General features: G+C 56.6%; 11 protein-coding genes and 1 riboswitch. Of the genes, 4 read left to right on the top strand and 7 right to left on the bottom strand.

Annotated features, from left to right (window positions below):
• Window positions 1-256: 256 nt before the first annotated feature.
• Window positions 257-368: riboswitch (glycine riboswitch) on the top strand.
• Window positions 369-581: 213 nt separating this feature from the next.
• The 3 genes from cycA (at window position 582) to ACIOU9_RS10075 (ending at window position 3,514) form a co-directional block, all read left to right on the top strand.
• Complete coding sequence (cycA, locus tag ACIOU9_RS10085) at window positions 582-2,084, top strand: D-serine/D-alanine/glycine transporter (RefSeq protein WP_402696823.1); 1,503 nt, start codon at window positions 582-584, stop codon at window positions 2,082-2,084.
• A gap of 258 nt (window positions 2,085-2,342) precedes the next feature.
• Window positions 2,343-2,663, top strand: coding sequence for a helix-turn-helix domain-containing protein (locus ACIOU9_RS10080; RefSeq protein WP_402696783.1), 321 nt, complete (start codon window positions 2,343-2,345; stop codon window positions 2,661-2,663).
• Between the two features lie 8 nt (window positions 2,664-2,671).
• Window positions 2,672-3,514: an IS3 family transposase gene (locus ACIOU9_RS10075; RefSeq protein WP_402696781.1), complete on the top strand. Its 843-nt coding sequence runs from the start codon at window positions 2,672-2,674 to the stop codon at window positions 3,512-3,514.
• A 122-nt stretch (window positions 3,515-3,636) separates the two neighbouring features.
• Here ACIOU9_RS10075 and ACIOU9_RS10070 read toward each other — a convergent pair whose 3' ends face one another.
• From ACIOU9_RS10070 to ACIOU9_RS10050, 5 genes are all read right to left on the bottom strand, one after another.
• Window positions 3,637-5,085 carry a PepSY domain-containing protein gene (locus ACIOU9_RS10070; protein ID WP_133835028.1) on the bottom strand — a complete coding sequence of 483 codons (1,449 nt, stop codon included), beginning with the start codon at window positions 5,083-5,085 and terminating at the stop codon, window positions 3,637-3,639.
• A gap of 45 nt (window positions 5,086-5,130) precedes the next feature.
• The gene (locus ACIOU9_RS10065; RefSeq protein ID WP_402696821.1) at window positions 5,131-6,333 is read right to left on the bottom strand and encodes a Dyp-type peroxidase; all 1,203 of its coding nucleotides are present in this window, start codon (window positions 6,331-6,333) and stop codon (window positions 5,131-5,133) included.
• On the bottom strand, window positions 6,333-6,905 hold the full coding sequence (locus ACIOU9_RS10060) for a copper chaperone PCu(A)C (protein WP_133835026.1): 573 nt from the start codon (window positions 6,903-6,905) through the stop codon (window positions 6,333-6,335). Before ACIOU9_RS10060 ends, ACIOU9_RS10065 begins: the two co-directional genes overlap by 1 nt.
• 394 nt (window positions 6,906-7,299) lie before the next feature.
• Window positions 7,300-7,923 carry a hypothetical protein gene (locus ACIOU9_RS10055; RefSeq protein ID WP_133835025.1) on the bottom strand — a complete coding sequence of 208 codons (624 nt, stop codon included), beginning with the start codon at window positions 7,921-7,923 and terminating at the stop codon, window positions 7,300-7,302.
• Between the two features lie 612 nt (window positions 7,924-8,535).
• Window positions 8,536-8,916 carry a hypothetical protein gene (locus ACIOU9_RS10050; protein WP_166650874.1) on the bottom strand — a complete coding sequence of 127 codons (381 nt, stop codon included), beginning with the start codon at window positions 8,914-8,916 and terminating at the stop codon, window positions 8,536-8,538.
• Between the two features lie 708 nt (window positions 8,917-9,624).
• Here ACIOU9_RS10050 and ACIOU9_RS10045 point away from each other — a divergent pair.
• Window positions 9,625-10,944: an MFS transporter gene (locus tag ACIOU9_RS10045; RefSeq protein ID WP_402696820.1), complete on the top strand. Its 1,320-nt coding sequence runs from the start codon at window positions 9,625-9,627 to the stop codon at window positions 10,942-10,944.
• A 163-nt stretch (window positions 10,945-11,107) separates the two neighbouring features.
• Here ACIOU9_RS10045 and ACIOU9_RS10040 read toward each other — a convergent pair whose 3' ends face one another.
• Together ACIOU9_RS10040 and ACIOU9_RS10035 are read right to left on the bottom strand one after the other, a co-directional pair.
• A complete protein-coding gene (locus tag ACIOU9_RS10040) occupies window positions 11,108-13,048 on the bottom strand; it encodes a heavy metal translocating P-type ATPase (protein WP_402696819.1) in 1,941 nt (646 codons plus the stop codon).
• Complete coding sequence (locus ACIOU9_RS10035) at window positions 13,045-13,413, bottom strand: helix-turn-helix transcriptional regulator (RefSeq protein WP_013350243.1); 369 nt, start codon at window positions 13,411-13,413, stop codon at window positions 13,045-13,047. Before ACIOU9_RS10035 ends, ACIOU9_RS10040 begins: the two co-directional genes overlap by 4 nt.
• Window positions 13,414-13,491 lie beyond the last annotated feature (78 nt).

Genomic DNA, 13,491 nt, shown 5'->3' with positions numbered 1-13,491 from the left:
TGCTTCCCGAATCATTACGAAGCAGAAAATCCCCCATTTCGCCCGCCACTTTCCCCGATTGGCGTGTCCAAGCGGTTATCCGGGGCCTGGAGTGTGAAATTGCGACTTGCACCACGTTCGTTTTTCTGCGCATACTGTGATGGCAATCACCACATATGCCGTTGATGCGTGCGGGAGAGATCCGTCCACACCATGGGCGGGCGCCGTAGGAGCAATTTCCTCCCCGGGAAACTCTCAGGCACCCGTACCGCCACGAAGAGGCAAATCTGGAAAGCAGCACGGTTCCGCCGCGCTCACCGAAGGAGCAATCTTCGCCCAGTAGTCGGGCCGAAGTGAAAACTCTCAGGTATACATACAGATTGGGGAGGGACCTAGAACAGTGCCGCACCGAGCGCACCGGTTTCGAGGTACTCCCCGTGGCTTAACCGGCTCCTGCTCCTTGCGCAGCTTGCCGGGCATGCCAGCTGGAATCCTCCGTACCGGATGTGTTCAACGAAGCCAGTCCCTGCGCTCCAAGCCATGAAGGCTTGGAGGCAGGACACCTTCAGGGCGTCACGCCACACTCCTGGAAGGCAACCAGCATGAGTACCACCAGTTCTGATCCCACTCTCGAGCGCGGGCTCTCCAATCGTCACATCCAGCTGATCGCCATTGGCGGCGCTATCGGCACCGGCCTGTTCATGGGCTCGGGCAAGACCATTTCGGTCGCCGGCCCGTCGGTCATCTTCGTTTACATGATCATCGGCTTCATGCTCTTCTTCGTCATGCGCGCCATGGGCGAGCTGCTGCTGAGCAACCTCGAATACAAGACCTTCGCCGACTTCGCCGGGGACCTGCTGGGCCCGTGGGCGGCGTTCTTCACCGGCTGGACCTACTGGTTCTGCTGGGTAGTCACCGGCATTGCCGACGTGGTGGCCATCGCCCACTACGTCGCCTTCTGGTGGGGCGACCTTCCGCTGTGGATCCCGGCGCTGGGCTGCATCGCACTGCTGCTGGTGCTGAACCTGGCCACCGTGAAGGCCTTCGGCGAAACCGAATTCTGGTTCGCGCTGATCAAGATCGTGGCCATCGGCGCGCTGATCGTAGTCGGCCTGGTCATGGTCATCACCGGCTTCGAGCACGACTCGGCCACCGCTTCCTTCTCCAACCTGTGGACCGAAGGCGGCATGTTCCCCACCGGCTTCATGGGCTTCGTCGCCGGCTTCCAGATTGCGGTGTTCGCGTTCGTGGGCATCGAGCTGGTCGGCACGACCGCAGCGGAAACCAAGGACCCGGAAAAGACGCTGCCCAAGGCGATCAATTCGATCCCCATCCGCATCCTGTTCTTCTACGTCGGAGCCTTGATCATCTTGATGACCGTGGAACCGTGGAACCTGTTCTCCGCCGAGCAGTCCCCGTTCGTGGGCATGTTCGCCCTGGCCGGCCTGGCCGGTGCCGCGGGCATCATCAACTTCGTGGTGCTCACCTCCGCGACCTCCAGCGCCAACTCTGGGATCTATTCGACCTCGCGCATGCTGCGCGGCCTGTCCATGGAAGGCGATGCGCCCCAGGGCTTCGCCAAGCTTTCAAGCCGCAAGGTGCCGAAGAACGCACTGATGTTCTCCTGCATGTTCCTGCTGGCAGGCGTCGCATTGCTCTACAGTGGCGACTCGGTGATGGGCGCCTTCACCCTGGTCACCACAGTCTCGGCCCTGTGCTTCATGTTCGTGTGGACCATCATCCTGCTCAGCTACCTGGTCTTCCGCGCACGCCGCCCGCACCTGCATGACGCCTCGAAGTTCAAGGTGCCCGGCGGGGTCGTCATGCCCTACGTGGTACTCGGCTTCTTCGGCTTCATCCTCTGGGCATTGACCACCCAGGTTGATACCTTCAGCGCCCTGCTGATCACCCCGGCATGGTTCCTGATCCTGGGCGCAGGCTACCTGTACATCCGCCGCACCCCCCAGCACCAGGCACTGCGCGCCGCGCACCTGGCCAAGGTGGCGCACGAACGCTATGAGGCCGCCGCCTACCGTGAAGCGAAGTTCTTCGCCAAGCTTGAAGCGGAAACCGCGGAGCAGGTCTCCGAGGATATCCACCAGTAGCCCGGGCACCTGACAGGTCTCTCGATCAGGCCCCGGCATTGAACTGCTCCCCGAAAGTTGGACTGTAAAGGTCAACAACTTTAGGGGAGCATTTTCATGCACGCACGAAGCACACTATCCGAGTACCAACGCGAGCAACTCGTGGAACTCTTCGAGCAAGGCTATGGATATAGGTCTGTGGCATCAGTGATTAAAGTCGGTACATCCGCGAGCAAGCGCCTCTACAATCAGTGGCGGTTACATGGCAGGCTATGCCTCATGCAGAAACCAGCAAAAAAGCAGTATTCCTTCGAGACCAAGAAGGAAATCGTTGACCGGTTCCTTGCAGGTGAAACTGCCATGGAACTTGCCGCAAAGTTCAACGTCAGTTCCGACGTGTTGGTTGCCGATTGGGTGCGGTTATGGCGAAAAGGCGGCGACGACGCACTGATGCCCAAACCTAAAGGACACCCAAAAGGCTCCGTACCTAAATCGCCTTTGAGCGAAGAAGACAAGCTCCGCCAAGAAAATAAACGACTGCTAGCCAAGGTCGCTTACCTGGAAAAACTCCGAGACTTGAGGGATCAGGGGCATCGCTGAAAACCCAGGTGATTGTCACCCTCAAGTCAGAACACGACCTCGCAGACCTGCTGGCCGTAGCTGGCTTAGCCAGGTCAACCTATTACTACCATCTGAAGTTGATGGATCAGACAGCTCCGTATGCGGACCTCAAAGCAGCCATCACCACGTCGTTTGAGAACAGCAAACGACGCTACGGGTACCGAAGAGTCCACATGGACCTGCGCGCTCAAGGATGGGCCATCGGCATAAAGCTGGTCCGTAAGCTCATGAGAATCCTAAATTTTCAGTCCAAAGCGCGCCCTAAGCGACGCTACAACTCGTACCAGGGCGAGCAGAGCAAGATCGCTGAAAACCTGTTAGCGCGGCACTTTGATGTTGATACACCGGACACTGTTTACGTCAGTGACGTGACCGAGTTCAGGGTTGACCAGGAGAAACTGTATTTGCCTCCCATCATGGATCTGTTTGACCACAGCATCTTGAGCTACACGATCGCTTCGTCACCAACTACGGCGTTCACTAATCAGAGCTTGGCTCAAGCCTTAGGTTCGAAAGATTTCGGGAAGAAGCTGCTGGTCCATACGGATCAAGGATTCCAGTATCAGCATTGGTCGTGGAAGGCTTTGCTGCAGGAGCATGGTGCGGTGCAGTCCATGTCTCGTAAAGGGAACTGCTTCGATAACTCGGTCATGGAGAATTTCTTCGGTCATCTCAAGTCGGAGATGTTCCATGGAGAGCACTTCGCAGATTTCGAGGATCTCAAGGTGGAGATTGAGACGTACATTGATTGGTACAACGTCAGTCGGCGTCAGGAACGACTGAAGGGTATGACGCCGATGGAATATCGATGCCATACCCTTGCAGCCTAAGCAGGACTATTATTTAGCTCGTCCAACTTTTGGGACCCAGTTCACATCAATAGATTCTGGGGCTATTAGGCACTCCGGGCAACAGGCCGAGGGCACAGTTCAGACAAGGTGCTGATTGATTCTTATTCGGGGGCTAGGCGTTTAGTTTTAGCCCGTTGCATCCGGCCAACAATCACATCAATTAGGAGAAACGCTGCGAGGCTGATTCCCATGAGCGGCAAGAAAACCCCTACAGCGACAGCCGCACATAGCACCAGCAGAGTTCCCCACCATGGGGCACGGGTCAATCCGCCACGGGAAGGAGTTTTGCCCATGCGTCGTGCAGGATTATTGATTGGACGGCGTTTCCACCACATTACGTAACCGAGAACCACCATGGTGGTGATCCCGGATGCGAGAAGGAACAGCAGGATCTGATTCAGCACCCCGAACATGGATCCCATATGGATATCGATGCCCCACCGCGAGAGCTTCGCAGCGAGGCTGAAGTCCTTGAAATCAACACGGTCAACCACTTCTAGACTTTGACCATTAATAGAGGTTGCATCAACCTCAGTTGGGTAGGACCGTTGAATTTCTTGCACCACCCATGCTTTCCCTTCCGCAGCAGGAGGCTTGATCTCAACCAGCCCGGTATTAACGTTCACTTCTTGGGCAATGGAGAGCATGGTGTCGAAAGCTGCCGGATTCACCGACTCACCGATTGGAGCAACGGCGGCCCCGTGGTGATGGGCGTGCTCATCACTGGCACTATCTTCGGCGGCTGATAAATCGGTGGCCACCGCGGGGGTACCCCAGCTTAGTGCGCTACGCAGCTCACTGACGTTCGCACCGCCGTAGGTCGACCACGTGATACCGGTAGCGGAAAGGAAGAACGCCCCGAGCAGGATCCAGATGCCAAGGGATCCGTGCAAGCTTGCCAGCCGACGATAGCCAGTGGCTTTGATATTGGGGCGGATGAGATCCTTTTTGCGTCTCGTTCTCTTGATCCTCAAGATCCACAAACCCAATCCAGCAAGGGCAATAACACCCAACCAGGAGGCTCCCAGTTCGCTATAAAGTCGTCCCGGTTCACCAAGCTGCAGGTTGCGGTGCAAATGGTCAATCCAGGTTCTCAGCGGAAGGGCACCGCTGGTCCCGTAGGCGGTGAGATCACCGCGGATTTCCGCGGTAGCAGGGTCAACAAAAATGGCTCTGGTTTCGCTGGCACCAAGATTCTCGTCGGCGTACATCATTCTGGTGGTATCCCCGGGGTTCGGGGCCGGGCGGACGGCCACTAGCGCGTCACCACCGCCCATATAGGCATTGGCTGTTTCCACTTGATCAGCCAGTGGCAAGTAGGAATCAGCAACGGGCGCGTGAAGCTCCTTGGAGTAGATCGCTTGTTCGATTTGGGGTGTGATCGCGTACAAAGCGCCGCTGACGGCAGACACGAGGATGAACGGGCCGATGAAGATTCCTGCGTAGAAGTGCAGTCTCAGTAGCAGCTGCCCGAACCAGCCTTTGCGGGCAGTCCTCGGCGGGACGGACGGTGGTCGTGATTCCGGGGTTGTAGTTTCCAAAAGCGTCATGAATGATCCTTGGGGGAAGAGCATGAAGAATGCAGGTGGCGGTAGCTAGGACGAGAAAAGTGTTTCACCGATGAAGCCTCCCTCAGCGCATCCCGGCGGGACCAGGAAGACAGCAGATCCAATGGGCGTGGTCCATTGGTTCAGCGCGTCAAGGTCCGCTAAGCGTTGTTGCATCGGGGTAAATTGCTTAGCCACGCTCTTTTGGTAGGACACGAAGATCAGCCCGGAATTGGAGATTTCGTTCCCGCCCGGTAAGTCGTCGTAGTTGTATCCGCGCCGGAAAATCCTTTCATCGGTGTTCTCCGAGCGGGCTCGTCGAATATGCGAATGAGCGGCGATAACGGTCAGTCCCAACTCATTCGTCGCCGCGAAATCTGGCTCATCATGTTCTGCGGTTCCAGTGGTTGGCGCCCCGTTAGCCAAGGTACGCCCGATACTGAACTCCCGGCCGGAACGGTCCAGCTCATCCCATGTATCAACGTCCATGCGGATACGTCGAATCACCATGGTGGTACTCCCATCCGCGTTCCACACCAGAGCATTGAAATCCTCAGTCCCGGGTTGAGGGTTGACGGTTCCATCGACTTGCCCGAACAGATTGCGCATTGTGGTGCCACTGGCTTCGGATCCCCGGGAGCGGCGGAACCCGGTTTGCACCCATTTCACCGAGGCAAACCGGCGAGCATCCTTGAGCAGCATCCGCTGAGCATGAGCAACGGTCAGAGGATCATCGGAAGCGATATGCAGCACCAGGTCTCCGCCGTTCCAATGCTCCTCAAGCTGATCGATGGTGAACTTCGGTAGTGGCTGGATCTCTGCGCCCGAAGACCCAGCAAGTTCCACGAGCTTCGGCCCGAATCCAAAGGTCACGGTCAAGCGTGCGGGAACCACGCCCAGTTCAGGCTCAGTGTCCGCTAGGGCCGGCTGACCTTGAGTCAGCCTTGCCGCATCGTCGCTGAGCAAGCGCAACAGACGGCCTAAGGATTCACGGTCAAGAGCATCTCGCAAGTTCAATGCGATGTAGGTTGCATGGGTCTGAGGCTCGGTGGTGATCCCTGCCTGATGGGCACCGTAGAAGGGAATCATGCTGTAGCCGTGCAATGGCTCCGAAGCACCAGCCGGCGCAGCAGTGCTGGTCAGCGAATCGACCCCGAGAGCAGCAATCGCCCCCAGGCCCGCGGCGGCCCCGCCGAACAGTACCCCTCGCCGGCTAGGGCGTGTCGTAGTGGATGTCTTTGCATAGGGCATTAGTGATCGTGAGCGCTTTCCGAAGCCGAGTCATCCATCTTCATCTCGTTATGCTCCATGCCCTCGTGCTCGGAGCCTTCATAGTTTTCATTTGCTCCTGCGAAGTCCTTCACCGGCGCGGTGATATCAAAGGTGGTCTCATCAGAGAATTTCAGGGTCATACGCACCTCACTGCCTGGTTGCAGTGGTTCGGTCAGATCCATGAGCATGATGTGATTCCCTCCTGGCTCCAGGTGTAATTCGCTGTGGGCGGGGATGGTGAAACCACCAGTCTTTTCACGCATCACCATGGCTCCGGATTCGTTAGCCAATGTTTCGTGTAGTTCCAGATCAGTGGAGGCGGGACTGGTCACCGAGGTGACAGTAACATCTTGTTCTCCTGTGTTTTTGATGGTGCCGAATCCTGCGGACATTCCTTCGTTGGCAGCTTTCACCCACGGATCGGTCATTGTGATGGAGGCACCGGCCGGGGTGGAGCTGCTGTTTTCAGCGGGATTGGCAGCACAACCTGCCAAGGCGATCAATACGGCAGAGGACAGGGCAATGGTGCGCAGGGCAAAAGAGGTTTTCACGGTTGTTCCTAAGAAAATGAGGGAAGCGCCAGTTGATGCTTCAAAGCAGTGGTGCTGCGCAGTTGCAAACCAGGGAGATGCCCACAGGTTGTTAAGGCATCTGGCGCTGGGCACAGCAAAGTACAAGAGTGGCCTTGATCAAAAGGCCGTGTAAAAGTGCGATGTAAGAGCCTTCGGCATACGACCATCGGCTGATCCGGGAGTCTCTAGAAATACCAGCTCATATCGCTGGTGGCTAGAGCGAGAATCGTTGCGACCAAGTACCTATCGAGGCTGCGCTAGAGGAGAAGAATCAGCAAATCATCCATTGACGGTCATGAAAAACAACCCGCCGGTTCACTAGAAAGGGGGAGCGGAACGGGTCTCAGACCGTGTGTCGTATGCAAGGGTGACCTTACACCGTTGTTAGTGCCGGTGGTCCTCTGCGAACAATAGAGGTGGCATATACGGCCACTGTGTATGCAGGGATTTCGCGTAGCTCGGTAGGAACTGACTGTGGCAGAACCGGCTGATAGACGAATTTAATAATCCGCCACAGCAGTTTCCAGGTGAACAAATCAACGATGTCAGAGGCCACAATGAATAGTTGCTCACTGCGGTGCAGGACGAGAACTGTAGCTAGGCCCGCCATAAGATGGGCCAAGAGCATAGTGTTATCGCCATGGCTCATGGCGGCAACGTTAGTTGAAGTGGCTACATCGACGGTCATGGACATTCCATGATGCGCATGCAGGGCCTGCTCAGCGGTCGATATCGAGGAGTCCTCGGCGCCCATCGAGAACAGAAGATGGAAGATCACCTGACTGAACCCCACCATGCCAGCAAGTCGCTTGAGCGTGAACCTTTTGCCGCTAAGCAACATGCATACGAGGACCGAAAGCGATAAAGGTAATGCGACATTCAGGACTTCCGGTACAGCTCCTCCCGCGAGCACGTGTGAGGTCAGAGAAACGAACGTCGCGAAGAGCGCGGCGGCGGTGCCTCTGAGAGCACGTGTTGAGCGGGAAGATTTGCGCACGGTTCCAAGTATTCCAGACCGGGTGCTACATTTCTACATCGTGTAAAAATATTCCAACCCTGGTGGTGCAGCTCTGGTGCAAGGGGACTCATAACGTATGCCTTCGACACACTCATTACGGGATTACCCGAATCCATGACAGCGACCTTTATTTGGTGGTTAAATCACGGCATTGTTTAGCACCACAGACATCCTGCCCTGAGGAAAATAACTTGGACGCCATCTATCAGCTCCGACGGTTGAATGCCGCGCAGACGTCAAAGCTTCACCGGAGTGCCCCAATGCACGTTTGTATATTGGGGCCATGAACACCATGGAAACAGTCCAGGCCGAACCACACGAGTCAGAGGATTCACCCTGCTATCGAGTCAATTTCTGGGAACAACTCCGTCCTGGATACGGATGGAATTTAGACGTTTTTGTACTAGTTGAGGTGCACGACGTCGCAGAGGCGCTGCGGTGGAGGAGAACGCGCGTAGGCGGCTCTTCGAACTATTCGCAGAAATGCACCCCGGGCCGGACAAACCGTTCGGAACTCCACGAAAAACCTCGCTCATACGATTGCTCGGAAGCAATCCCAACGCCGCTTAGACATGAGCTTGGTAGCATAATTTAGCGGTTGAATCGCAGATTTAGATGATGTACGAAGGGTGATTCCAGCATCTGCAGCCTTGATGGCAACGGTTGCAACGCAGCAGGCGGCAAGTCCCTGCAGGACGTACTCGACAGGGAAGCTGCAATATCCACGCCCACGAGAGCCGCTGACTCGTCGCCCTTCAACGAAAATTTATTGACTCGTGATTCATCACGAACACCGCCCTGCGCGGTGGTTCCGGTCTCAGATGCGAGACTTACACCATCAGCGCAAGTGCCATGAGCTTTAAACGTGAACTTTCCAAGATTTCGGTCGCCTGTCACCGCTTCGAAAGTCTTTCGCGGGACATCGGCTTCGACCCTGTTGACGATATCTAACTGGGTTTCTACGAGGCACATACTGGCTCCCTTATTGATTTTGATCCGCATGCATCAACTGGCAATCATCAGCCCTCGGATACATATCAGAAATATGAAAATTCTCGGAAGCCAATACATATTGGCCATCAGTCGGAACACTGCTCCATTATAAGAACCCTTTACGCTTCAAACGCAAGCATTAGGACGAAATGTGCCTATTTATTTAAAAATTGTGGAATGTTGTTCCGTTTTTGTGTAGTGTTCCATTTATTCAACAGTGACTAAAATCACTTTGGGTGCCAGTTGGGGTCATTCGCCCCAAATCAATCCACACAAGGGAACCAGAGGCGTATTTACGCGCTGGCCAAGAATTTGGCGCACACATGAGCAAACTCACCGCAGAAAACTCACGCACATTGTGTCTGCCATCCTGACTACCGACTTCCTGGACTGAGACAGTGGCGCTGTACACGCGAGACTGAACTTCGCGATCTCCCAATCGATCCTTACAGATGAGATGCTGCGTATGACCCAGCAGGCCCTGCACTCCCGTACCTAGAGGGGCAATCGGCAGCAACGAGTGAAGTGTAATCCGCTGAAAATTTCAGCGAAATTCGGCTTCCGATCCCTTTTACGACGTCAACGATCGGGTTCCCGTGGACTCGATCAACATCGTCCAGCAACTACTGACCGATCTGATCCCCGACAATTATTCCCTCTTCCCTACGAACCACCCTGGAGCTAGATATGACTATGAAGGCCTCCTCCAACATCCGCACAGGACGACCGCAACCGCCATCCCAATCCCCACGCCGTTCGGCCCTCACCACCGGCGTTGGCCTATGCGTTGAATACTATGATTGGGCCGTTTACGCGATTTTCGCCCCGTTCTTCGCCACACAGATCTTCAACCCCAACGATCCGACCTCGGCCATTCTTGCGACCCTCGCCATCTTTGCCGTGGGATTCGTCGCCCGTCCATTTGGCGGCCTCATCTTCGGATGGGTTAGCGACAGGATCGGACGCAAGCCTTCCATGACAATCGCAGTCGGACTCGCTGCCTTAGGCAGCCTGGCAATCAGTCTCACACCGACCTACGCGGCGGTCGGCGTTCTCGCCCCAATTCTGCTTCTGGTCGCCCGGCTCCTCCAAGGCCTCGCACACGGTGGGGAACTTCCCTCTGCCCAGACCTATCTGGCCGAAGTTGCCCCGCGTGAACGTCGCGGCCTATGGTCATCCATTATCTACATCGCTGCCACGGTCGGAGTCATCTTCGGAACGCTCTTGGGGTCCCTTCTCACGGGGCTTCTTACCGTAGATCAAATGGCCACCTTCGGCTGGCGCATTCCATTCTTCATCGGCGCAGTATTCGGCCTCTACGGCCTCTTCATGCGAGCGCGCATGTCCGAAACCGAAGCTTTCGAAGGCATTCGCAACAAGCATGTTGACGCCGTCGCTAAACCATCGCTCTGGACCTCGATTGTCGAACACCGCAAGCAAGCTTTCCAGGTTGTCGGCATGACTGTGGGTGCAACCATCATCTTCTACGTGTGGTCTGTTAATGCTCCCGCACACGCCATTACCAGTCTCAATATCGCTTCTGGACCGGCCCTCTTGGCTGCGACACTGGCGAACATTGTTTTCATCGCTGCCCTCCCCCTGTGGGGAAGATTGAGCGACCGGATTGGACGAAAGCCGGTGATGTTGATCGGCCTCCTGGGAGCAGCGGCTCTGCACTTCCCCATGACGTGGTTTATTCGGGACGCGGCATGGCAACTTGGAGTATCAATGTCGGTGATGCTTATCTTCGTGGCCGCTATCACTTCCATCACCCCGGCAGTGTATGCAGAGATGTTCCCCCCTCACATCCGCACTGTTGGAGTCGCCGTGCCCTATGCCTTGTGCGTTGCAGTCTTTGGTGGCACTGCCCCGTATCTACAAACGCTGTTCAGCGAAGCCGTGGGGCAGCCCTGGATGTTCAATCTCTACGCCGTGGCGCTTCTATTCACTAGTGCGGCTGTCGTCCGATCCCTTCCTGAGACAAAGGGCAAAGACATGAATCAATGATTCAGACGCACGCTCTGTGACTGTTAGTTTCAATTGGCGGTTTATTACCAGTAAAAATGGCGCATCGCTTAGCACGATTCACTTTGGTTCTAAATGGTTGAAGGCAGGGTGCTAATTTCCTGGTGGAAATAGTGCCCCGCCTTCAACAGCAACGAAACCAGCGCTAATGCAGGTCGTTGCCAGATTGCTGTGTGAGCTGCTTGCGGTGGACGCGGGCAGCACGAAGGCCGTTGGCAATCACGATGACTTCTGCCACCTCGTGTACCAGCACTACCGCAGCTAATCCAAGCACTCCGGTAATAGCCAAGGGCAGCAGGACAACGATGATCGCCATTGACAAGATGATGTTCTGATTCATGATCGCTCGGCCCCGTCGCGCATGGGACAAGGCTTGCGGGATCAGTCTCAAGTCATGGCCGGTGAAGGCTACGTCGGCTGATTCTATGGCGGCATCGGCACCGGTAGCGCCCATCGCAATCCCCACGGTAGCGCTAGCCAAGGCAGGGGCATCGTTGATCCCGTCACCGATCATCCCTGTAGGAACCTGCTGCACCGACGAAGCGATTTCACGGGCCTTGTCTTCAGGTCGCAGTTCGGCATGAACGGTGTCTATACCGGCGATTGAAGCCAGCGCGTGGGCAGTACGGGAGTTATCGCCGGTGAGCATCACCACGTCGATTCCCTGGTTATGCAGGTCTCGAATTGCCTCGGCCGCTTCAGGGCGTAGTTCATCGCGCACGCCGATCACGCCAATGACCTGCTCTGCACGGGTGACCATGACGCAGGTTTGCCCGGAGGCCTCCATGGATTCAACAGCGGAAGCAAGCGATCCTGGGGCAATCCATCGAGGACTGCCGACCCCGACCTGAACACCATCCAGGACGCCGGTAATGCCGTGTCCTGGCTCTTCGTTAACCGCCGCTGCCTCCGGTATCGCGGGTACTGCTGCGGTGATGGCCGTAGCTAGAGGGTGGGTGCTGTGCTGTTCCAGGGCGGCAGCAACGGCGAGCACCTCTTCGCGAGTCGCATCATCAACGGTCTGGACTTGCGTGACCACTGGCTGATTGCGTGTGAGTGTTCCAGTTTTATCTACCGCGATGCGGCGCAGGGAACCAAGCCGTTCGAAGGCTGCTCCGCTTTTGATGATGACACCGAACTTGCTGGCAGCTCCGATGGCGGAAACAACGGTGACAGGAACGGCGATGGCCATCGCGCAAGGCGAGGCTGCGACCAGCACGATCAGTGCGCGGGTGATCCAGGTTTCGGGATCGCCGAAGATCGCTCCAAGCACAGCAACCAGTACGGCCAGGACGATGACACCGGGAACCAGCGGGCGGGCAATGCGGTCAGCGAGCCGTGCCCGTTCGCCACGTTCCGACTGGGCTTGCTCGACCAGGCTCACCAACGTGGTCAGGGAGTTGTCCGTGCCGTTTGCCGTTGCAGTGACTACTAGCGCGCCGGATGAATTGATGGAACCAGCAGCAACCTGGTCGCCTACGGTTACTTCCACGGGAATTGATTCCCCCGTGATAGCGGAGGTGTCCAAGCTGCTTGATCCTTGGCTGACCACGCCATCGGTTGCCAAGCGTTCACCAGGCTTCACGCGCAGGGCATCGCCAATCTTGATCTCTGCTGCACTGACCACGACCGGTGCGTCGTCACGGATGACGGTGGCCGTTTCCGGGACGAGCTTCAACAAAGAGCGCAGGCCCGAGCGTGCCCTGTCCATGGCTTTGTCTTCCAGGGCTTCGGCAATGGAATACAGGAATGCCAGGGCTGCAGCTTCTTCGATATATCCGAGGATGACCGCACCGGTGGCGCTGATGGTCATCAGCAGCCCAATGCCGAGTTTCCGTTTCGTGAACAGGTTTCGCAGGGCGCCGGGCACAAAGGTAAAAGCGCCCAGCAGCAGGCCGATCCAAAACAGCACCAAGGCCACGATGGCGGCGCTTTCGCCGTGGGTGCTCCATTCAAGGACGAGCCCAGCGAGGAAGAAAACGCCTGAGGCTATGGGAACGAGCACGTGCCAATCCCGCCACCAGGGCAGTTCCTCTTCGAATTCTTCGGTGGGTTCCGGTGAATCGCAACCGCAGGCGGAACTCATGCTTGCTCCTCGTGTTCTCGATCGGCGCTGGTGGCGCAGTCAGGGCAGGAAGAGTCCAGGCAAGGTACTTGATCATCGACGGCCAACGTCACGTCAACCAGGGCGCTCAGGGCGGTGGTGAGGTGAGGATCGGTGATTTCGTACCGGGTTTTGCGGCCTTCCATTTTCGCCACGACAATTCCGCAGCCGCGCAGGCAGGTCAAATGGTTGGAAACGTTGGCGCGGCTCAGTCCTAGGGCCTGGGCAAGTTCCGCTGGGTATCCGGGTTCGTGCAGCAAGGACAGGAGGATGCGTGACCGGGTGGGGTCGGCCATGGCGCGGCCAAGCCGGTTCATCGCATCGATCCGTGATTCAATGTTCATCATACGATGTACTGTACAGCACTTGATGTACTAGTGGCACCGCCCAAAATCGGTCGTTTTTGAAATACTGAAAAGACAATT

Origin of the sequence: Glutamicibacter sp. NPDC087583 (assembly GCF_044743685.1) — a bacterium.
Classification (GTDB): domain Bacteria; phylum Actinomycetota; class Actinomycetes; order Actinomycetales; family Micrococcaceae; genus Glutamicibacter.
The sequence above is the reverse complement of the archived record's forward strand: the minus strand, read 5'-3'. Positions and strand labels throughout refer to the sequence as shown.

What these genes read in the sequence shown, in the direction of transcription:
- cycA (WP_402696823.1), top strand. Translation starts at nt 582, where the DNA reads ATGAGTACCACCAGTTCTGATCCCACTCTCGAGCGCGGGCTCTCCAAT.
- ACIOU9_RS10080 (WP_402696783.1), top strand. Translation starts at nt 2,343, where the DNA reads ATGCAGAAACCAGCAAAAAAGCAGTATTCCTTCGAGACCAAGAAGGAA.
- ACIOU9_RS10070 (WP_133835028.1), bottom strand. Translation starts at nt 5,085, where the DNA reads ATGACGCTTTTGGAAACTACAACCCCGGAATCACGACCACCGTCCGTC.
- ACIOU9_RS10065 (WP_402696821.1), bottom strand. Translation starts at nt 6,333, where the DNA reads ATGCCCTATGCAAAGACATCCACTACGACACGCCCTAGCCGGCGAGGG.
- ACIOU9_RS10050 (WP_166650874.1), bottom strand. Translation starts at nt 8,916, where the DNA reads ATGTGCCTCGTAGAAACCCAGTTAGATATCGTCAACAGGGTCGAAGCC.
- ACIOU9_RS10045 (WP_402696820.1), top strand. Translation starts at nt 9,625, where the DNA reads ATGACTATGAAGGCCTCCTCCAACATCCGCACAGGACGACCGCAACCG.
- ACIOU9_RS10040 (WP_402696819.1), bottom strand. Translation starts at nt 13,048, where the DNA reads ATGAGTTCCGCCTGCGGTTGCGATTCACCGGAACCCACCGAAGAATTC.
- ACIOU9_RS10035 (WP_013350243.1), bottom strand. Translation starts at nt 13,413, where the DNA reads ATGATGAACATTGAATCACGGATCGATGCGATGAACCGGCTTGGCCGC.